Genomic DNA, 19,150 nt, shown 5'->3' on the forward strand with positions numbered 1-19,150 from the left:
TTATTCTGCGCAATAGCAAGGTTTTTCTCCAAAGGTATAGGTTAAAGTGATTCCTGAAAACACATACCAGTCATTATTATTTAAATTTCCAAAATGCAATTGCTTATAATTGCCATTACTCGGATTACTTCCGTCAATATTATCTGTAAAAGTATAGCGAAGACCAACTTCGGCAGCTAAAACCCAACTAGGTGCTATATTCGATTTGATTCCCAATATCATTGGTATGGCAAATGATCCTGAACTTTTGTCTTTTTTTGTTTGTCCTCCTGTTACATATAATTCATCGTACATAAAGTAGCTCAAACCTGAATATATATAAGGAGTAATTTTTGGATGATAATCATGAAGATTAAAATCAAAGAAATTAAACTCTAAACCCGCAGAAAGCTCTTTTACGGTATTTTTAAAACTATAACCTCGTTGGTTTCTTCCCGATTCATCTGAATCGAGATCGTTTCCTGTAAGAGTTGATTGTGTATAAGAGAAGCGATACGAATGACGCGGGCTTTTATTCCATTTATACAAGATACCAAAGGCTAGTTTTTCAGGAGCAATATAAGTTGTATTTCCTACGTCACCAACAAAGTTGCTTCCGCCTAAAAAAACACCAATCTCATTAATCTGAGCGTTTAGTGTAATAAAGGGAAAAAAGCATAACAATAAATTAAAAATTTTCTTCATTTAATTAAAAATTGCGTGCAAATATAATAATTATCAATACGAATCAACGTTCCTTTAGTTAAATGTGCTTTTTTTTCAATTTGTAATATGATTTTGAGACATTTAATGATGATTCGATACATGCAGAACGGGAAAAAGTAGTATTATCGTATAGTAAGGAATCATAAAAGGACTTAATTTCTCTTATCTTCTCCCCAAAGTAATTTGTTTCGTAACGTTTTCAAGAAAGTTTCACCTGGAATTTCTATCATCTTTATTTTAAAATTTGTTTTGGTAATTGTTAATACAGATTCATTTCTTACCGAAGCAATTCTGGAATCCAGCGAAACTAAATATTGATCTTCTCTTCCTGAAACACGAAGCTTTATCTCGGTATTATCCGGAATAACAAGCGGACGTGCGTTTAGATTATGTGGTGCAATGGGCGTAATAACCAAACTTTCTACATTTGGGGTTAATATTGGTCCGCCACAGCTTAAAGAATATCCTGTTGAGCCAGTTGGTGTAGAGATTATCAATCCATCTGCCCAGTACGAATTCAAATATTCATTATTCAAATAAGTGTCTACCGTAATCATCGAAGTAGTATCTTTTCTGCTTACTGTAACTTCGTTCATGGCAAAATTAAGATCTTCTTCGATAGCGTCATTTTTAGGATCGCAACTTAAACTGAGTAAGGTTCTTTCAGAAATAGTGTAGTTTTTATCAATTACAAACTGCAAAAAATTATCAATACTTTCTTTAGGTACAGTTGCCAGAAATCCTAATCTTCCAGCGTTGATTCCTAAAATTGGTACTCCGGAATTTCGGACTAAAGTAGCAGCTCTTAAAATAGTTCCGTCACCACCAATACTAATCAACATTTCAAAACTATCATCTAAAGAAGTACTTGCTGAAAAAGTTTTGTATTCCTTTGTGATAAGTTGCCTTTCATAAAGCATTTTTAAAAAGTTCTCTTCAATAACCATTTCAACATTATTTGAATTGAAAAATATAAAAATATCTTTAATAATAGGCTCGGTACTATTTTGATAATATTGTCCGTAAATGGCTACTTTCATTTTTTAAAATTAGATAATGTGTCAATTAGATAATGTGTCAATGTTTCAATTAGAAAATTACAAAATGTGTAAATTAGATAAAATTAAGAAATTATCTAATTTTCTAATTGGCATATTTTCTAATTGTATTATATATTAAGGTATTTGTCTAAATAATCTGAACGCTCTTTTAAGCTGTTGATATAAGCATCTTCCTGATGTTCTGAAATAATCTCATAACCATATCTTCTATAAGTCTGGATAATTTCATTCATTGGTCCAATACCGATCTTTATGGTGATCTGAACATTTTCAAGATCAGCTTCAGAAACAAAACAGCCAAGGATTTTTCCGTTGTTACTTTCTACAATCTGAGTTACCTGACCCATCGAATAATCTAAAAGACCTTTCTTAACGATAATTATGCCGCCTTGTTCTTTCAAAAATGGAGTTTCCTGAAAAAACTTCATGATATCTTCCATTTCATAATATCCAATGTAAGCATTGTTTTCGTCAAGAACCGAAACTACATTGGTATGGTTCTTAGCAAAAACTTCTAAAACATCTAGCCACATCATTGATTTTCGGGCAAAAAAACGTTCGAGAGTATATTTGTAATCAATAACTTTTTTGTCAGTGTCAAAAGTTTCAACATCATCTGAAGCAATGCTTCCAATGAAAATTCCGTTTTCCAAAACCGGAAAATGCGAAAAATTCAAATCGGCAAAAAAGTCCTGAACCGATGCTATCGTTTCCTGGCTATCTATCGCTCTGAAATCATTGGTGATATAGTTTGTAATTTCTGTCATAAATCTCTTAAGGATATTTGATGCAAAATAATCAAAAAATAGCAAAAACTGCTACGTTTTACTTTGTATTTTTGTCGTAACAAATATAGTGTTACTAGAATTAATTATCTATTTATATGACAAAGTTAAGTGTAAATATCAATAAAATTGCAACCCTTAGAAATGCACGAGGAGGAAATGTTCCGGATTTACTAAAAGTGGCGGCCGATATTCAGAAATTTGGGGGACAAGGAATCACAATTCATCCACGTCCGGATGAGCGTCATATTCGTTATCAGGATGCACGCGATCTAAAAGCAATTGTTTATACCGAATATAATATTGAAGGAAATCCACAACATAATTTTATTGATTTGGTTTTAGAATGCAAGCCAACCCAAGTAACATTAGTTCCGGATGCAATTGGGGCTATTACTTCTTCTGCTGGTTGGGATACTATAAAAAATCAGTCTTATCTGACCGAAGTGATTCAGGAATTTCAACGTAACGGAATCAGAACTTCAATTTTTGTTGATCCGGTTTTAGATATTATCGAAGGCGCTAAAAAAACAGGAACAGATCGTATCGAATTGTATACGGAGGCTTTTGCACATCAATATGATTTAGGAAATAAAAATGGAATCGATCCGTATGTGAAAGCTGCAGAATTGGCTAATGAATTAGAGTTAGGAATTAATGCCGGACATGATTTGAGTTTAGATAATATTCAGTTTTTTAAACAAAATATTCCAGGATTGCTGGAGGTTTCTATTGGTCATGCATTAATTGCAGAAGCACTTTATCTTGGTTTGGATAATGTGGTGAATATGTATTTGAATAAGCTGAAGTAAAAATAAAAATGAATAGGGCATGACCCGCAGTCCCGAAGCTCAATGTCATTAAGTTAAGGAAAATCTATAATGCTTTTGCCGAATGGATCTCGCGCGGAGTCGCAGAGCCGCCAAGTTTACATCTGTTTTCTTTGCGACTCTGCGACTTTGTGCGAATTTTTTTAGCCATAATTGTCCTTAAAAAAAGCTTAACTTAATAACATTGCCTTCTATACCTCATGCGGCATTCAGGTAATAATAATGAGTTTTCGGGGCATGAATTTTAAACAATAAATAAAAATATTTACTTCCTCTAAGAATTGATTTTTAATTGTTTACTTTCGCACTTTTCTTATTAAAATCAAGTGTCAAAACCAATTTTATTCTTTTTTTTATTCTGTTTTTCTACTGTATTTGCGCAATCTAAAGCCACTATAACAGGAAACATACAATCTTCTGAAAACGAAAACCTTCTTGGTGCCAGTATTTCTTTAGATGTGAACAATCAACACTACTACGCAATATCTGATATTCTGGGTAGCTTCTCAGAAAACATCCCTTTAGGTCAGGTCAAAATAACGATTAATCAAATTGGGTATCTTACAAAATCAATTCATCTTGATTTTGTAAAAGACACTTTAATTTCAATTGTACTGGAAAAAGACATTTCACTTTTAAAAGAAGTCATAATATCCAATGATAAAAAAAGCGGTTTTACTAATTTGTCAGGAGGAAGACTATCGTTCAATTTAAAAGAATTGTCCTCTGTTCCCACAGTTTTAGGAACCACAGATATCATTAAACTTTTACAACTCACGCCAGGGGTTCAGAATTCAGGAGATGCAAACGGATATTTGTATGTACGAGGTGGAGATCCCGGACATAATGCCATATTATACGACGGCACTCCTATATATGGTATGTCACATTTATTAGGTATTTTTCCTTTTTACAATACAGACCATATTAGAGGTGTAGAATTTGATAAATCAAGTTCGAATGCTAAATATGGCGGACGTTTAAGTTCAACAACACTTTTAGTTCCCAACAAAAAAATACCGTCTGAATTGGGTATTCAGGGAAATATTGGGATTTTAGCTTCGCAACTTACCCTTGCTATTCCTGTAAATGATAAAACGGGTTTTTATATCTCCGGAAGAAAAACTTATATCGATGAAGTTGTAGCGCCATTATTAAATTCGGGTTCAAATAATAAAGATGTTCAGGATATGAAATATGGTTTTTCTGATGGGAATATGACCTTTATTTCTCAGATTTCTAAAAATAATTTACTTTCTGTAGATGCCTTTATTAGCGGAGACGTATTAAGAATAAAGGACAGTAATCTGGCTTTGAAAACAGATTTAAAATGGAGTAATTTTACGGTTTCCCCAACATTAGCAACTACATTTTCGCCTAAAATAAGTATGAGTAACTCTGTTTATTTTAGTAAATATTCTAATGAATTGAATATGGAACAAGCCACAATCGAATTTGGTGTTTCATCGTATGTCAAAGATTTTGGATTTAATAATGCCTTTCGTTACTCGATAAAAAGCGTTCCTGTAGAATCGGGAGTGCAGTATGTACATCATAATTTACAGCCTCAAAAAGTAAATATTGAAAATCTGACCGATAATAATACAACTCAAAATAATATAATAAATGCTGATGAAGCTGCGGTTTTTACTACCATAAAACCAAAACTTACGAATCGTTTAAATGCTGAGTTAGGGCTTAGGATTAATTACTATACTTCAGGTTCTAATGATTCGTATTTACATTTTCAGCCACGTGTTTTACTAAATTATATCGCAAACGAAAAGTATTCTTTTTACGGATCTTACAACAGGCAATATCAATATTTGAGTTTAATAACTACTTCGAGCGTCGGGATTCCGACTGATTTCTGGATTGCCAGTTCAGAGGGAATAAAACCGCAATCTTCAGATGAGTTTTCGATTGGTTCAAATCAAAATATTTCGAAGAATATTTCTTCATCTTTAGGAGGGTTTTATCGTTCGATGAAAAATTTACTTGAATATCCGTATGGAATAACGCAGTTTAACGAAATCACAACTTTAAAGAATGATCTATTAGTTGGAAAAGGGAAAGCGTACGGATTAGAAATGATGTTGCGCAAAAACAACGGAAAATTTACAGGTTGGTTAAGTTATACGCTGAGTTGGTCTGATCGAAACTTTGATGAACTCAACAATGGGAAAACTTATTTTGCAAAATACGACAGACGTCATAATCTTTCAGTGGTTGGGATGTATGATTTAAATCCAAAATGGAATTTTGGTATTACTCAGATATTCAGTTCAGGAAATCGATTTACGATGCCCACTTCCTGGTATTTTATCAACAATAATCCCGTCAAAGAATATTCAGAATATAATAATGCACAAATGCCTAATTATATCAGGACAGATCTTTCTGTTAATTATTTCTTCGTAAAAACAAATAAAAAAGAGAGCGCCTTGAATTTCTCGATTTACAATACTTTCAATATTGATAATCCAATTTATGTGATTTTAGATGTTAAAGTCAATAATGATAAAAATACTGTAATTGTAAAACAGGAAAAAAAGGTCTTGTACCGCATTCTGCCTTCAATAAGCTGGAGGTTTAAATTTTAAACAATGAAAAAATATATATTATTTCTTTTTACTCTCGTTGCTGTAAGTTGTTCTAAAGATGATTTTAGCGAAAAAAGTATTGAATCTAAAATTGTAGTCGAAGGATGGATTGAAGAAGGTGATTATGCCCAGGTTTTATTGTCAAGCAGTATTCCTGTTACAGATGCTATAGATTCTACAAATGTTTTGAATCATGTTATTCGTTCTGCAAAAATCACTATTTCTGATGGTGAGACATCTGAGGTTTTAAGAGTTAAAAATGACAAAAACAGAGTGCCACCGTTTGTGTATTTTGGATCAACTCTAATGGGTGAGGCGGGAAAAGAATACTCCATTAAAATAGAATATTTAAATCGTGTTGTTCAAGCCGTAACAACAATTCCAAAATCAGTAAAACTTAAAAGTGCCGAGTATATAAAAAAGAATGCTGCAGATACAACTGGATATATTTTTGTAAAATTTGATGATCCCGTAAATGAAAAAAACTATTACCAGATTGCTACAAAAATAGACAAAGAAGAGCCTGTTTTTGTGCCTGTATTTTATGGTAATCTGGATGATAAAAATTTTAAAGAATCTTCAGTTACCGTACAGGTTAATCGTGGGATTTTGCTTTTTCCTAAAACTAAATTTACACCTTATTTTGCAGATGGGGATTTGATTCATGTAAAATTAAGAACCCAAAACAAAGACGCCTTGGATTTCTGGAACAGCTGGCAAAACGAAATCGTAAACAGCAAGAATCCAATTTATCCATCAAATACAAGTTTAAAATCGAATATTAAAGGCGGAATTGGTATTTGGGCAGGATATGGTCAGAGTACTTTAACTGTTAAAACACCTCCTAAAAAATAAAGCCGATTTGAATTGTTTCAAATCGGCTTTAAGTAAAATTTTAATTGCTGTTTATTTTTTAAAAGATGCTGCGAAATCAGTGAATTTGGTTGACAATTTTTCAAATCCTTCTGAGAAATAAACGCTCATAGCTACTTCAGTGTTGTCGTTGAATTTTAAGTAGTATACTTCTTCAAGATAAGGTTGATTGAATTCTTCCCCTTTCTCACTGTATGTCCAGTATTTGTATTCTGCATTCCAAACTGGTAATCTATAAATATAATCGTCTCCGCTTTTTTCTGAATGTTGAACAATATCAGCTATTTTAGTTCCGTCTTTTTTAGAAACTAAGATTAGTTTTAAGTTTTTATTAGAAATTGCGGCCAAGCCTTCAGATTGCTTTTTTTCGTATACATTTAAGGCAGTGTGATATGCCTTGTAGTCATTATTAGGGTTGTTATTATCATATAGTGGCGTAGGACGTACCAAGCTTTTTTCTAAAGCTACTTTATCAGCCGCTTCAGTAGCTAAATCCATATCTGCTACAATCACAAAATTGTCCATTAAATTGATTAATCCATTCGCTTTACCTCTATATTGTATAAGGGCCTCACTACCCATTAGGCCATCAATATTAGAATTGCTTCCGCCATTAAAGTCAAGTAAGATTTTTCCATTATAAGAAAAAACAGCTTTTGAGGTGTTTTCAGCGCCTTTTTTACCACTCATTTCCCAGGCATATCCGTCGTTTAAAGTCATTTTATACGCAAATTCGTTTGGAACTTCTTTTCCATTAGAATAACTGGCTGTCTGAGTAAAAACTGCAGCCTGAGCGTTATTAATTGTTAAAACTGCATCTGCCGATGAAGGTAAAAAGATTTGATCATATATTGATTCTTTATGAATGTAATTATCGGTTTTTTCATCATAAATATAACTTCCGTCTGTATCTGTAAATTTTATTTTTACAGTAGAAGATACACTTTTGGCAGAAAGTATTGCGCTGTTTGATGTTTCTGATTCTTTAGCAGGGAAGATAAATTTTAATTCAGAAGTTGAGGCTGTTTTAGCCCATATTTTTCCGGAATTATTCCAGGTATAAATGCCATAAACATCAGAAACATTCAAAATATCTTCTATTTCATTACCATTTTTTCCGTTAAAAATATCAACAGGATTGATAACTAATAATCTATGTAAATTTTCTATTGCTTTAAGAGCACTAGAGCTTTTTGATTTGTCCAGTTGAACTAGCATTTCATTAGCTTCAGCTTCAAGTTTTAGTTTTTGCTGTGCCGGAGTTAAAGTTGAATATGGTTTTTTAACAAGTTCTGCAATTTGTTCAGCAAGAGTTGGGTCTTTTACTGGTTCTTTGGGCTCTTCTGTTGTAGGATCCTTAGTAGGGTCTGTGTTGTCATCGCTTGAACAAGAGATGGCAAATTGCGAAAGAACTACCGCGCATAAGAGGAATTTTTTAATCATGGTTAAAGTTTAAATTAAATAATTAATCAAAAAAAACGTTTTGATTTTAAGAAGGCGCAAAGTAGTTTTTATATTTGTTCTTTCTTTACGGGAAACCGTATTTTGTAAACTTTTTTCTAATAAAACAACTAAAATCCAGAGTGTGGACTTTATTAATTTACAGATTAATATAGAACTTTTTTACCTTTGTCATTAGTTTTAAAACCATAATATAAATGTTATACTCAAAAATAGAAGGCGAAGGAAAGCCGTTCATCATCATGCACGGATTTTTGGGAATGTCTGATAACTGGAAAACTTTGGCAGGACAATACGTAGAGGCCGGATTTCAAGTTCATATTTTAGATTTACGAAATCACGGCCGTAGTTTTCATTCAGACGAATGGAGTTATGAAGCCATGGTACAGGATGTTTTCGAATATTGTCAGGCGAATCATTTAGATAAAATAGATATTCTTGGGCATTCGATGGGAGGGAAAGTAGCCATGCTTTTTGCAACTACTCATCCTGAGATTGTAGATAAATTGATTGTGGCAGATATTGGACCTAAATTTTACAAACAGCATCATCAGGATATTTTGGCAGGATTAAATGCAATTGATTTTTCTGTAAAACCAAGCCGAAATGATGTCGAAGAAGTTTTATCACAATATGTTCCCGATTTTGGAACACGACAATTTTTATTAAAGAACTTGTATTGGCAGGAACCGGGACAATTGGCTTTTAGGTTTAATCTTTCAGTCTTTAATAATAACTTAGAAGCAATTGGAAAAGCTTTACCGGATGGCTTAGCTTTTGATAAACCTACTTTATTTATTCGTGGAGGAAATTCAGGATATATTCAGGATTCTGATTTTGATAGTATACGTCAATATTTTCCAAACGTGAAGTTCGAGACAATTCCAAATGCCGGACATTGGCTTCATGCCGAAAACCCTAAAATGTTTTTTGAATTAACAACTGAGTTTTTGAAGCAATAAATAAGTTCAATTTTTTATAGCCACAGATTAAAAGATTTTCACAGATTTGAAAATCCCTTCTAATCTTTTTAATCTGTGGTAAAAAAATAATATAAATTTCCTTACTTTTATTAAAACTTTAAATCAATAATCATGAAAATATTACTTAGACTCCTTGTTACTGCAGCTTTGGTGTTGTTAATCGCTAATTTTTTAACTGGGGTACATGTTGCTAGTTTTGGTACGGCAGTAATTGTTGCGGTTGTTTTAGGATTACTGAATCTTTTTATAAAACCAATATTGGTTATCCTGACATTACCTGTAACCTTTATAACTTTAGGTTTGTTTTTGCTGGTGATTAATGCGATTATTATTTTGTTGTGTACCAACATTGTCGGAGGTTTCAAAGTCGATTCATTCTGGACCGCATTGCTGTTTAGTGTTATATTGTCTATCCTTCAGTCTATTACTTATAAAATACTTGGCGACGACAAATAAAATAAATATTGAAAGCGTGTTTTAAACGTCTTCAAATACAATAGATTAAAAACTTGGTTGGGTTGCAAAAATTTTATAATTTTGCAACCCAATTTTATTATGTAAATTAAAGAAGAAGATGGATATTAAAAGAGTAGCAATAAACGCTGTGAATGAAACAATCGTAATGACAGTTGTTCACATGGATTATAAAGGTCAGGTAGCAAAAAGAATAAACGAAAAAATGCCTTTGGCTACCGTTAAAGGTTTTAGAAAAGGACAAGTTCCTAAAGACCTTGTTGAAAAACAATACGGAAAATCAATTAAGCAAGAAGAAGTTCAAAAAGTTGTTGATTTGGCTTTAGAGCGTTTTGTTCAATCTGAAAGATTAAATCTTTTAGGAACTCCTCTTGCAAAAGAAAACGAAAACTTTGATTGGGATGCTGAAGAACTAACTTTCGAATACGAAATTGGTTTAGTACCTAACTTCGAAATTGATTTAGAAGCTAAAAATGATATCGTAAAATATATCGTTACTGCTGATGATAAATTAATCGACGGACAAGTAGAGCGTATCCAAAAACAATTTGGAAAAGCAATTCCACAAGAAGTGGTATCTGCAGATTCTGATTTGACAGGAACTTTCTCTAACGAAGAAAAAGGAATCAGCAATACAACTACAATTTCATTATCTACATTCAATAAAACTGCTGCTGATAAATTCATTGGTAAAAAAGTTGGAGATGTTGTTACAGTAAGCACAAAAGGTTTATTTGCAGATGATCACCAATTAATGGATTACTTAAAAGTAGGTCATGATGATGTTCATGGTTTAGATGTTGAAGTAAACTTTACTATCGAAGCAATCAACGGTGCTGAATTAGCTGAATTAAACCAAGAGTTATTTGATAAACTTTTTGGTGAAGGAAAAGTAGCTTCATTAGAAGATTTGAAAGCTAAAATTAAAGAAGATGCTGAAGCTCAATTCGCGCAGCAAGCAGATCAAAAATTATTATTAGACGTTCAGGATTTCCTTATCGAAAATACAAAATTTGATTTACCGGCTGAATTTCTTAAAAAATGGTTACAAACTGTTGGAGAGAAAAAACTTTCTCCGGAAGAAGCTGAAGTTGAATACGCAAGATCTGAAAAAGGATTACGTTTTCAATTGATCGAAGGAAAAGCAATGGCACAAAGTAATATCCAAATTACATTTGAAGATTTGAAAGCTTTTACAACAAACGCTATCAAACAACAAATGGCTCAATTTGGACAAACAAATCCAACTGACGAAGAAGTTCAAGGAATCGTGGCTAGAGTTTTATCTAACCAGGAAGAAGTGAAAAGACTTTCTGAGCAAGTTGTTGCTGAAAAATTGTTAGAAGTGTTTAAAGAAAAAGCAAATCCGGCAACTAAAGAAGTAACTTACGAAGAATTTATTGCTGCGTCTTACGGAGAATAATTTCTAAAAAAATAAGTATATTTGAGCGTCAGGAGATTTTTTTCCTGGCGCTCATTTTTTTGTTTCAAGTTTTTTACTTTTTGTTTCAGGTTTCAAGTTTTTATTTGAAACGCACGTGGAGCAACCTTAAACTTGAAACCTGAAATTTTTAAAACAAAAAATAAGACAAATTGACATCCTTTAGAAAGAGGTACAACCTTTGATGAAGAGTATAAACAGATATTACGTAAAACTTAGAACACTTAAATATGAACTACGGTAAAGAATTCAAAAAATTTGCTACAAAGCACCAAGGAGTAAATGCAATGTACTACGACAAAATCGTAGCAGCAATGAATCCAACAAATATGACTCCATATATTATTGAAGAACGCCAGTTGAATATTTCTCAATTAGACGTTTTTTCTAGATTAATGATGGACAGAATTATCTTTTTAGGAACAGGTATCGATGATCAAATCGCTAATATCGTTCAGGCGCAGTTATTATTCTTAGAAAGTGCTGATGCTTCAAAAGACATTCAAATTTATCTAAATTCACCTGGAGGAAGCGTTTACGCAGGATTAGGAATTTATGATACCATGCAATACATCAAACCAGACGTAGCGACAATTTGTACAGGTATGGCAGCCTCAATGGGAGCTGTATTATTATGTGCAGGAGCAGCAGGAAAACGTTCGGCTTTGCCACATTCAAGAGTTATGATTCACCAACCATCAGGAGGAGCACAAGGTGTTGCAACAGATATGGAAATCAACTTGCGTGAAATGTTGAAATTAAAAGATGAATTATACAACATCATTTCTCAGCATTCAGGACAATCTTTTGACAAAGTGCACAAAGACAGTGAGCGTGATTACTGGATGAAAGCTGACGAAGCAAAAGAATACGGAATGATCGACGAAGTATTGAGAAGAAGCTAAAAAAAGGTTTATTTTGTTTCAAAGTTTCAGGTTTCAAGTTTACTGTTGTTAACTTGAAACCTGAAACTTGAAACCATTTTTTTAAACTTGAAACAAAAATAAAAAGTTAATAGGTTGCTAAGTTTTTGAGGATTTATTGGTAAATATCAGAAACTTAGTAACTTTGCGACTTATGTAACTAAAGAAGAATGGCTAAAGTAGTATTAGAATGTTCGTTTTGTGGAAGAAAAAAGCCAGAAACCAATTTATTGATTGCAGGTATTAATGCACACATCTGTGATAAGTGTATTGAACAAGCACACGGAATTGTATTAGAAGAATTAAAATCAAGTGGAAGTGCTAAACTTGTTGGCGACTTAATTTTAAAGAAACCAAAAGAAATCAGAGCTTTCTTAGATCAATATGTTATTGGTCAGGATCAGACTAAAAAAGTAATGTCAGTTGCGGTTTACAATCACTACAAGCGTTTAATGCAACAGCAATTAGACGACGAAGTAGAGATTGAAAAAAGTAACATCATTATGGTAGGTCAAACCGGAACCGGAAAAACATTGGTAGCAAAAACTATCGCAAAAATGTTAGACGTTCCTTTGGCTATCGTTGATGCAACCGTACTTACAGAAGCAGGTTATGTGGGTGAAGATGTCGAAAGTATTTTGACACGTTTACTACAAGCTGCAGATTATGATGTAACCAAAGCCGAAAGAGGAATCGTATTTATTGATGAAATTGATAAAATTGCCCGTAAGAGCGATAATCCATCCATAACACGTGACGTTTCTGGTGAAGGTGTACAACAAGCATTATTGAAATTATTAGAAGGAACAGTTGTAAATGTGCCGCCAAAAGGAGGACGTAAACATCCGGACCAGAAATTTGTTGAGGTAAATACCCAAAATATCCTGTTTATTGCAGGTGGTGCTTTTGATGGTGTAGAACGTATTATTTCTAAACGTTTGAACCGTCAGGCAGTTGGATATTCAACTTCGAAAAATGTAGATAATATCGATAAAGACAATTTATTGCAATATATCATTCCAAAAGATATCAAAGACTTTGGTTTGATTCCTGAAATTATCGGTCGTTTACCAGTTTTGACACATATGGATCCTCTTGACAGAGAAACTTTGCGTGCAATTTTGACACAACCTAAAAATGCTTTAATCAAACAATATCAAAAATTATTCTTAATGGATGATGTTGAATTTAATATTACTGACGAAGCATTGGATTTTATTGTAGATAAAGCTTTAGAATACAAATTAGGAGCTCGTGGATTACGTTCGTTATGCGAAGCAATCCTAACAGATGCGATGTATGAATTACCAAGTTCAGATGATAAAGTTTTGACAATCGATCAGGATTATGCAAAACATACTTTGAATAAAAATTTATTGAAGCGAATGGAAATTGCTTCTTAGATTATCAGTAAAAAGATATTTTATAAAATCTGCTCTGTCAAAGGAGCAGATTTTTTTTGTTCTATAAGTAAATATTTAAGAAATTTCCAGTTAATTTACGTCAAAATTCAACAATAAACTTTAACCACTAATAATAACCTAAATCAAAATGAAATTCAAAATAAAATTATACTTTCTAAGTATCTGTTTAACTTGTCTAACAGCTTTTGCTCAAGACAACACCCCGAAAAAATATACAAAAAAAATAAGTGAACCTTTTAAGTCAGGTAAAAATTCAGGTGCTTTATATAATTCATTAGGAGGAAGTAGTTTTGCTTTTTCAAATGGGAAGGAAATTTTATCATGTAACTTTTATGATGGAGTGATTATGGTCAAGAAAATTGATTCTGAAAAACTGACAGTGATAAAAGAAAACAGATTTGAAAAGTTTTTTGCTAAAAATTACTTTCTTGTGAACTGTATAAAACTTAATAATAGGTATTTTGTTTTTTATTCTTCTTGGGATGGAGATGCCAAAAAAGAACAAGTTTTTAGTGCGGAAATTGATTTTGATAAATGTGAATTCGTTGGCGCACCTAAGTTATTGTTGCAAGTAGATGGTAAAGTGTCAGGTTATAATAGCGATTTTTTATATTTTAACTTAACAGAATCTAGCAATGAAAAAAGTATTGCAGTTAATTATATAAAAAATCCTGAGAATAAAAAGTCTAGTCAGATTATTGGTGTAAAAGTATTTGATGAAAATTTAAATCAAATTTCCGCAAGTGAAATTGCACTACCTTATAATGAAAATAAAGTTAATTGCAGTAATTTTAGATTAGATAATAATGGTGATTTTTATTGGGTAGCAAAAGTATTTCACGATGATAGCCGTAATGATAAAAAGAATAAGAAAGATCTTGTTGCAAATTTTCATTATGAAATTTGTAGTATAAAGTTTGAAGGTAAAACAATAAATGCTGTAAAAATTGAAGATAACGAGAATGTAATCAATAATTTAAGCCTGTTTGTAACTCCAAAAAATCTTATGGTTTGTGGAGGCACATACAGTGATGGATCTTCTGATGTGATGGATACGGATGGATATGTTGGCTTTAAGATTTCTCCTGAGGGAAAAATCTATGATAAGGTTTTCAGTGAATTTACTTTAGATGTCTTAAAAAAATATCGTAGTGAAAAGGAGCAAAAAAATATTGATAAGCCCCACACAAAGGGAGAAAGTAATGGGTTATACAAAGTGTTCTTAAAAAATGTATATATATGCGAAAATGGGGATTTTGTTTTTATTGGTGAGCAAAAATACACTTATGCACCTCCAAATGGGCGTGATATTGATTTTTATATGGATCTAATAGTTTCCAAAGTAAAAACTAATGGGAATGTTGTCTGGTTGAATAAAATTCCTAAAAAAGAAGTAGATGTAAAATCTTCTTGGTATGTAAATTCAAATAATAATTACTATTTTATTTTTGTAGACGATATTCATAACATCAATTTGCCTTTAGATAAAAATCCCGATGCTGCATTTGGTGGTCATGATGAATATATGAGTGTTGTGAAAATTTCGGATTCAGATGGTAGTGTAAATGGAGGAGAAATATTTAATAATAAGGACTTTAAAAATTATGACATTAAAAAATATATGTTACAAAGACATCGCCTTTTTAAGATCTCTGAAAATGAAATTGTGTTTGAAATTAACCAAACAAATAATAGTTCAGGTGATGTAATTGTCAAAGTGAATTTAGATTAAGTATAAGAAAATGACCTGCCTACAGACAGTAAGAACTGTTATAATTCTATGTGTCTGCTATACAAAAAAAAGATAGCTGAAAACTGTTTTGATAATCAAGTAAATTCACCATTACGTATGAAGTCCTTGACTTTATTGTAGATAAAGCTTTAGAATACAAATTAGGAGCTCGTGGATTACGTTCTTTATGCGAAGCTATCCTAACAGATGCTATGTACGAATTACCAAGTTCAGACGATAAAGTTTTGACAATCGATCAGGATTATGCAAAACATACTTTGAATAAAAATTTATTGAAGCGCATGGAAATTGCTTCTTAAATCTTGAAAGGACTTTATCAAAGTTCAAACTTTGTCGAATTTTATAAAAAAGGCCTGTTCATTTATTGAGGGCACTGAAAAAGTCCTTTAAAGTTAAAAAGGTAATTTTATAAGTAAAATAGAGGCTCTGAGAATCGTCTGTACGAAAGTGTTCTCCGTCACCTATCCGAGGATATCAAAGAAAAAGAAGCTGTTTTCATATTTGAAAACAGCCTCTTTTGATAAACGGTTACTTTTTCAGTGCCCTCCATTTATTTGAGCAGGTTTTTTTATGCCATTTTCATTTCTATATTTTTATGTAAATTGTCAGCATGAAAAAAATAATACCAGTAATAAGTTTGGCACTATTAATATCGTGTAATAAAAAGAAAGATGTTCAGGAGGTAAATGTTTTTAACGTAGAAAAAACGGCAGAAAAAATAGCCAGGGAAAAACCTCGCAGTGAGATTAAAGATATTGATTACAGCATATATTATAATGAAGCACAACTCTATTGTAAACGCAACAACCTAAATCAGGATAAATTTTTCCTGATTGATTTAGGAATGCATTCCGGATTAAAAAGATTTTTTGTTTATGACTTTAATGAGAATAAAATTCTCAAATCGTATATAGTCAGTCATGGTTGTGGCGATAATAAATGGGGCGCAACAATGTCGAAAGAGAATGCGTCAATAAGTAATGAATTTGATTCTCATTGTTCTTCGATAGGTAAATTTGTTGTTTTGGACCGTGGCGTAAGTCAGTGGGGGATAAAAGTAAATTATGTTTTGCAGGGAAAAGAAAAAACAAACTCAAAGGCCAGAAGCCGTGCAATAGTATTGCATTCCTGGGAAGCCATTTCAAATGATGAAGTCTATCCTAAAGGAACTCCGGAAGGTTGGGGCTGTCCTGCAGTTTCTAATGAAAGTATGAAAGAAATTGATAAGCTTTTGCAGGAAAATAAAAAAGTTTTAATGTGGATTATTAAGTCTTAAACGTAGTTTCAGCTTTTCTACCTGAACTTTTTATGAAAATGAAATTTCTCGTATAGCCCTGATCGAAACGGCATCCTTTTGCTGTGTGGTTCACAGCAAAAGATATAGTGGAGAGCAGGACAACTGGTGTTTTGAAAATGATTTTTTTCTGCTCCTCAAAAAAATTATTGTACCCTGAATTTTTCTCTATATTCAATAGGTTTCATTCCCACCATTTTAAAAAATACTTTTCTAAATGCTTTTGGATCATTGTACCCCGTTTTCTCAATGATCTCAGAAATTGAAAGTTTGGTTTGTTCCAGGTATTTTTTAGAACTTTCAACCCTAATATTCTGCAAATATTCAATTGGTGGAATTCCCGTTACTTGTTTAAATCTTCGTGTCATATTTCTGGCACTCGTTGGGATATCTTTTGTGATTTCTTCCAGTTTTTCGATCGTACTATATTGATTTTCTATTTTTTGCTGTAACATGGCAACCAGCGTATCATTATGCAAATGATTGGGTCTGAATGTGCTGAAATAACTCTGTTTGTATCGGTTTAAATCTATTGAGAAAATTTTGGCAATCTGAACAGCAATCTCGTTTCCGCAATATTTCTGAACCAGTAAAATCAATAAATGAAATGTTGAGGTAGAGCCACCGCTGGTATATAAACTACCGTCAGCCGTTAAAGTTTCTTCAGGTTTTAATTTGACTAACGGGAATGCTTTTGTAAAAGCACTACAGGCATCTACATGTGTTGTGGCTAATTTTTCGTTTAATAATCCTGAAGCAGCAAACAAAAACGCACCGGTACAAAAGCTTGCTAATTCGGCACCGGATTGGTGCTGTTTTTTTAACCACGGAATGAAAAGCCTGTTTTTAGCAATCATTTCATTCATATTATCAGTGGTAAAAGCAGGGATTAAAATTAAGTCCAGCATTTCATCTGAAGTTTCAATCGAATTTACTTCATATCCAAACAAAAGCTTTTCATTAATTTGTTCCGAAGATTGAAATAACATAATTTTAAAAGATTTTTTGTCACCTTTAGAAAGCTTATTGGCAGTTTCGAAAACTTCTAAAATTGCTGCGATACTCAATAATTTATAGTCGTGAGGTACAATTAAACCTACTTTCTTACTCATGATTTTGTGGTTTTTGCAAAGTTACGTTGTACACAAAAGTAATTATTTTGTCTTAAATGACCCTAAAGATGACTTCTAATGTATCATTAAGCTTGCTGTAATATTTTAAATTTGCTTTAAATAATTTGTAAATTTATATAAAAATGGAAACAAAAATTTTCTTGAATCTTGCTGTAAAAGATTTAAATAAGTCAATTGCATTCTTCACTCAACTGGGTTTCTCATTCAATCCAAAATTCACAAATGAAAAAGGAACCTGTTTGGTTATTGGTAAAAATATAAATGCAATGCTTTTAACCGAAGAGTTTTATCAAACTTTTACCAATAAACAAATTTGTAACACAGCTACAACAAGTGAAGTTATTATCTCAGTTTCACTCGAAGCACGTGACAAAGTCGATGAAATGATGGAGAAAGTCATTAAAGCCGGCGGATCAGAATATATGAAAACACAAGATTATGGCTGGATGTATCATCGTACTTTTCTGGATTTAGACGGACACCATTGGGAAGTTTTCTATATGAATGAAAGTGAGATCCCGGAAATGAGTTAATTATATAGAATATGATAACGGTACAAAATACTATAAATGCATCGATAGATGAAGTCTGGAAATACTGGACGTTGCCAGAACATATTCAAAACTGGAATATTGCTATAGACGATTGGTATACATCATATGTAGAAAGTGACTTGAAAGTAGGAGGGAAATTCAAATACAAAATGAATAAAAAAGACACAAGTCTAAGTTTTGATTTTGAAGGGATATATACTAAAGTTGAGAACTTATCTTTAATAGAATATAAACTATTCGACAACAGAACAGGAAAAGTGAATTTTGAAATAAATGAAAATAAAGTAAAAATTACAGAAACTTTTGAGCCAACAAAAGAAGATCCCGAAAGTATGCAGAAAGAGTGGTGTCAGACAGTTATTGATAATTTTAAAAAATATGTTGAAAGCGTCTAATAGCAGCAGAAAAATTAATTTGAAGAAATAAAAATAAATACAATGATAACAGTACAAAGCACGATTAATGCATCAATAGATAAAGTTTGGGAATTTTGGACATTGCCGGAACATATTACAAAATGGAGTTTTGCATCTCCGGAATGGCACACACCTTATGCTGAAAATGATTTAAGAGAAGGCGGAAAATTCAAATCGACTATGGCTGCAAAAGATAGCAGTATGAGTTTTGATTTTGGAGGAGAATACACCTTAATAGAAAAAAACAAAACAATTGAATATGTATTAGAAGATGGGAGAAAAGTAAAAATTGATTTTGCAGCAACCCCAAATGGAGTAGAAGTCACCCAAAGATTTGATCCTGAAACACAAAACCCGGAAGAAATGCAACGCGGAGGATGGCAGGCAATCATGAATAATTTTAAAAGTTATGTTGAGCAGAATTAGTTTTTCTTAAG

General features: G+C 32.3%; 18 protein-coding genes and 1 pseudogene. 14 read left to right on the plus strand and 5 right to left on the minus strand.

The features are described 5' to 3' along the window. From ACQKCJ_RS09790 to ACQKCJ_RS09800, 3 genes are all read right to left on the minus strand, one after another. Complete coding sequence (locus tag ACQKCJ_RS09790; protein WP_271336771.1) at window positions 1–684, minus strand: DUF6089 family protein; 684 nt, start codon at window positions 682–684, stop codon at window positions 1–3. A 173-nt stretch (window positions 685–857) separates the two neighbouring features. Then, complete coding sequence (locus ACQKCJ_RS09795; RefSeq protein ID WP_427401937.1) at window positions 858–1,745, minus strand: NAD kinase; 888 nt, start codon at window positions 1,743–1,745, stop codon at window positions 858–860. 128 nt (window positions 1,746–1,873) lie between these two features. Further along, window positions 1,874–2,533 carry an acetoin utilization protein acuB gene (locus ACQKCJ_RS09800; RefSeq protein WP_427401938.1) on the minus strand — a complete coding sequence of 220 codons (660 nt, stop codon included), beginning with the start codon at window positions 2,531–2,533 and terminating at the stop codon, window positions 1,874–1,876. 116 nt (window positions 2,534–2,649) lie between these two features. Here ACQKCJ_RS09800 and ACQKCJ_RS09805 point away from each other — a divergent pair, with 116 nt between their 5' ends. The 3 genes from ACQKCJ_RS09805 to ACQKCJ_RS09815 all read left to right on the plus strand — a co-directional run bounded on the left by ACQKCJ_RS09805 (window position 2,650) and on the right by ACQKCJ_RS09815 (window position 6,839). Then, complete coding sequence (locus ACQKCJ_RS09805) at window positions 2,650–3,363, plus strand: pyridoxine 5'-phosphate synthase (RefSeq protein WP_271336768.1); 714 nt, start codon at window positions 2,650–2,652, stop codon at window positions 3,361–3,363. A 344-nt stretch (window positions 3,364–3,707) separates the two neighbouring features. Then, window positions 3,708–5,984 carry a TonB-dependent receptor plug domain-containing protein gene (locus tag ACQKCJ_RS09810; RefSeq protein ID WP_427401939.1) on the plus strand — a complete coding sequence of 759 codons (2,277 nt, stop codon included), beginning with the start codon at window positions 3,708–3,710 and terminating at the stop codon, window positions 5,982–5,984. Between the two features lie 3 nt (window positions 5,985–5,987). Further along, entirely contained in the window at window positions 5,988–6,839 is an 852-nt protein-coding gene (locus tag ACQKCJ_RS09815) for a DUF4249 domain-containing protein (protein ID WP_427401940.1), read from the plus strand. Between the two features lie 51 nt (window positions 6,840–6,890). On the opposite strand, the gene ACQKCJ_RS09820 is transcribed toward ACQKCJ_RS09815, so the two are convergent. After that, a complete protein-coding gene (locus ACQKCJ_RS09820; protein WP_271336765.1) occupies window positions 6,891–8,300 on the minus strand; it encodes a hypothetical protein in 1,410 nt (469 codons plus the stop codon). A gap of 215 nt (window positions 8,301–8,515) precedes the next feature. Here ACQKCJ_RS09820 and ACQKCJ_RS09825 point away from each other — a divergent pair, with 215 nt between their 5' ends. From ACQKCJ_RS09825 to ACQKCJ_RS09860, 8 genes and pseudogenes are all read left to right on the plus strand, one after another. Further along, window positions 8,516–9,280: an alpha/beta fold hydrolase gene (locus tag ACQKCJ_RS09825; protein WP_271336764.1), complete on the plus strand. Its 765-nt coding sequence runs from the start codon at window positions 8,516–8,518 to the stop codon at window positions 9,278–9,280. A 132-nt stretch (window positions 9,281–9,412) separates the two neighbouring features. After that, on the plus strand, window positions 9,413–9,757 hold the full coding sequence (locus ACQKCJ_RS09830; protein WP_271336763.1) for a phage holin family protein: 345 nt from the start codon (window positions 9,413–9,415) through the stop codon (window positions 9,755–9,757). 118 nt (window positions 9,758–9,875) lie between these two features. After that, window positions 9,876–11,198, plus strand: coding sequence for a trigger factor (locus ACQKCJ_RS09835; RefSeq protein ID WP_427401941.1), 1,323 nt, complete (start codon window positions 9,876–9,878; stop codon window positions 11,196–11,198). A 248-nt stretch (window positions 11,199–11,446) separates the two neighbouring features. Continuing rightward, window positions 11,447–12,121 carry an ATP-dependent Clp endopeptidase proteolytic subunit ClpP gene (gene clpP / locus ACQKCJ_RS09840; RefSeq protein ID WP_271336761.1) on the plus strand — a complete coding sequence of 225 codons (675 nt, stop codon included), beginning with the start codon at window positions 11,447–11,449 and terminating at the stop codon, window positions 12,119–12,121. A 188-nt stretch (window positions 12,122–12,309) separates the two neighbouring features. Further along, window positions 12,310–13,542, plus strand: coding sequence for an ATP-dependent Clp protease ATP-binding subunit ClpX (clpX, locus tag ACQKCJ_RS09845; RefSeq protein ID WP_271336760.1), 1,233 nt, complete (start codon window positions 12,310–12,312; stop codon window positions 13,540–13,542). Between the two features lie 148 nt (window positions 13,543–13,690). Then, the gene (locus tag ACQKCJ_RS09850) at window positions 13,691–15,295 is read left to right on the plus strand and encodes a hypothetical protein (RefSeq protein WP_271336759.1); all 1,605 of its coding nucleotides are present in this window, start codon (window positions 13,691–13,693) and stop codon (window positions 15,293–15,295) included. Between the two features lie 101 nt (window positions 15,296–15,396). Next, window positions 15,397–15,615 (plus strand): annotated as a pseudogene (locus tag ACQKCJ_RS09855) (ATP-dependent Clp protease ATP-binding subunit ClpX); the annotation flags it as partial. A 311-nt stretch (window positions 15,616–15,926) separates the two neighbouring features. After that, window positions 15,927–16,592: a murein L,D-transpeptidase catalytic domain-containing protein gene (locus ACQKCJ_RS09860; protein ID WP_427401942.1), complete on the plus strand. Its 666-nt coding sequence runs from the start codon at window positions 15,927–15,929 to the stop codon at window positions 16,590–16,592. A gap of 164 nt (window positions 16,593–16,756) precedes the next feature. On the opposite strand, the gene ACQKCJ_RS09865 is transcribed toward ACQKCJ_RS09860, so the two are convergent. Beyond that, window positions 16,757–17,722, minus strand: a complete 966-nt coding sequence (locus ACQKCJ_RS09865) for a GlxA family transcriptional regulator (RefSeq protein ID WP_427401943.1) — start codon at window positions 17,720–17,722, stop codon at window positions 16,757–16,759. 143 nt (window positions 17,723–17,865) lie between these two features. On the opposite strand from ACQKCJ_RS09865, the gene ACQKCJ_RS09870 reads away from it, so the two are divergent. Genes ACQKCJ_RS09870 through ACQKCJ_RS09880 form a run of 3 tightly spaced genes read left to right on the plus strand, consistent with a single transcriptional unit; the run spans window position 17,866 to window position 19,139 of the window. Beyond that, entirely contained in the window at window positions 17,866–18,276 is a 411-nt protein-coding gene (locus tag ACQKCJ_RS09870) for a VOC family protein (RefSeq protein WP_271336756.1), read from the plus strand. A gap of 11 nt (window positions 18,277–18,287) precedes the next feature. Continuing rightward, entirely contained in the window at window positions 18,288–18,692 is a 405-nt protein-coding gene (locus ACQKCJ_RS09875) for an SRPBCC domain-containing protein (RefSeq protein WP_271336755.1), read from the plus strand. A 42-nt stretch (window positions 18,693–18,734) separates the two neighbouring features. Further along, window positions 18,735–19,139: an SRPBCC family protein gene (locus ACQKCJ_RS09880; protein ID WP_427401944.1), complete on the plus strand. Its 405-nt coding sequence runs from the start codon at window positions 18,735–18,737 to the stop codon at window positions 19,137–19,139. The last annotated feature ends 11 nt before the right edge of the window (window positions 19,140–19,150 follow it).

This window comes from Flavobacterium sp. NPDC079362, assembly GCF_050267765.1.
Taxonomy (GTDB): Bacteria; Bacteroidota; Bacteroidia; order Flavobacteriales; family Flavobacteriaceae; genus Flavobacterium; species Flavobacterium azizsancarii.

Bases quoted from the DNA above. Each gene is read 5' to 3' on its own strand.
- ACQKCJ_RS09825 (WP_271336764.1), top strand. From the start codon at position 8,516: ATGTTATACTCAAAAATAGAAGGCGAAGGAAAGCCGTTCATCATCATG.
- clpX (WP_271336760.1), top strand. From the start codon at position 12,310: ATGGCTAAAGTAGTATTAGAATGTTCGTTTTGTGGAAGAAAAAAGCCA.
- ACQKCJ_RS09870 (WP_271336756.1), top strand. From the start codon at position 17,866: ATGGAAACAAAAATTTTCTTGAATCTTGCTGTAAAAGATTTAAATAAG.
- ACQKCJ_RS09850 (WP_271336759.1), top strand. From the start codon at position 13,691: ATGAAATTCAAAATAAAATTATACTTTCTAAGTATCTGTTTAACTTGT.
- ACQKCJ_RS09865 (WP_427401943.1), bottom strand. From the start codon at position 17,722: ATGAGTAAGAAAGTAGGTTTAATTGTACCTCACGACTATAAATTATTG.
- ACQKCJ_RS09835 (WP_427401941.1), top strand. From the start codon at position 9,876: ATGGATATTAAAAGAGTAGCAATAAACGCTGTGAATGAAACAATCGTA.
- ACQKCJ_RS09805 (WP_271336768.1), top strand. From the start codon at position 2,650: ATGACAAAGTTAAGTGTAAATATCAATAAAATTGCAACCCTTAGAAAT.
- ACQKCJ_RS09830 (WP_271336763.1), top strand. From the start codon at position 9,413: ATGAAAATATTACTTAGACTCCTTGTTACTGCAGCTTTGGTGTTGTTA.
- ACQKCJ_RS09790 (WP_271336771.1), bottom strand. From the start codon at position 684: ATGAAGAAAATTTTTAATTTATTGTTATGCTTTTTTCCCTTTATTACA.
- ACQKCJ_RS09800 (WP_427401938.1), bottom strand. From the start codon at position 2,533: ATGACAGAAATTACAAACTATATCACCAATGATTTCAGAGCGATAGAT.
- ACQKCJ_RS09795 (WP_427401937.1), bottom strand. From the start codon at position 1,745: ATGAAAGTAGCCATTTACGGACAATATTATCAAAATAGTACCGAGCCT.
- ACQKCJ_RS09860 (WP_427401942.1), top strand. From the start codon at position 15,927: ATGAAAAAAATAATACCAGTAATAAGTTTGGCACTATTAATATCGTGT.
- ACQKCJ_RS09875 (WP_271336755.1), top strand. From the start codon at position 18,288: ATGATAACGGTACAAAATACTATAAATGCATCGATAGATGAAGTCTGG.
- ACQKCJ_RS09880 (WP_427401944.1), top strand. From the start codon at position 18,735: ATGATAACAGTACAAAGCACGATTAATGCATCAATAGATAAAGTTTGG.
- clpP (WP_271336761.1), top strand. From the start codon at position 11,447: ATGAACTACGGTAAAGAATTCAAAAAATTTGCTACAAAGCACCAAGGA.
- ACQKCJ_RS09815 (WP_427401940.1), top strand. From the start codon at position 5,988: ATGAAAAAATATATATTATTTCTTTTTACTCTCGTTGCTGTAAGTTGT.
- ACQKCJ_RS09820 (WP_271336765.1), bottom strand. From the start codon at position 8,300: ATGATTAAAAAATTCCTCTTATGCGCGGTAGTTCTTTCGCAATTTGCC.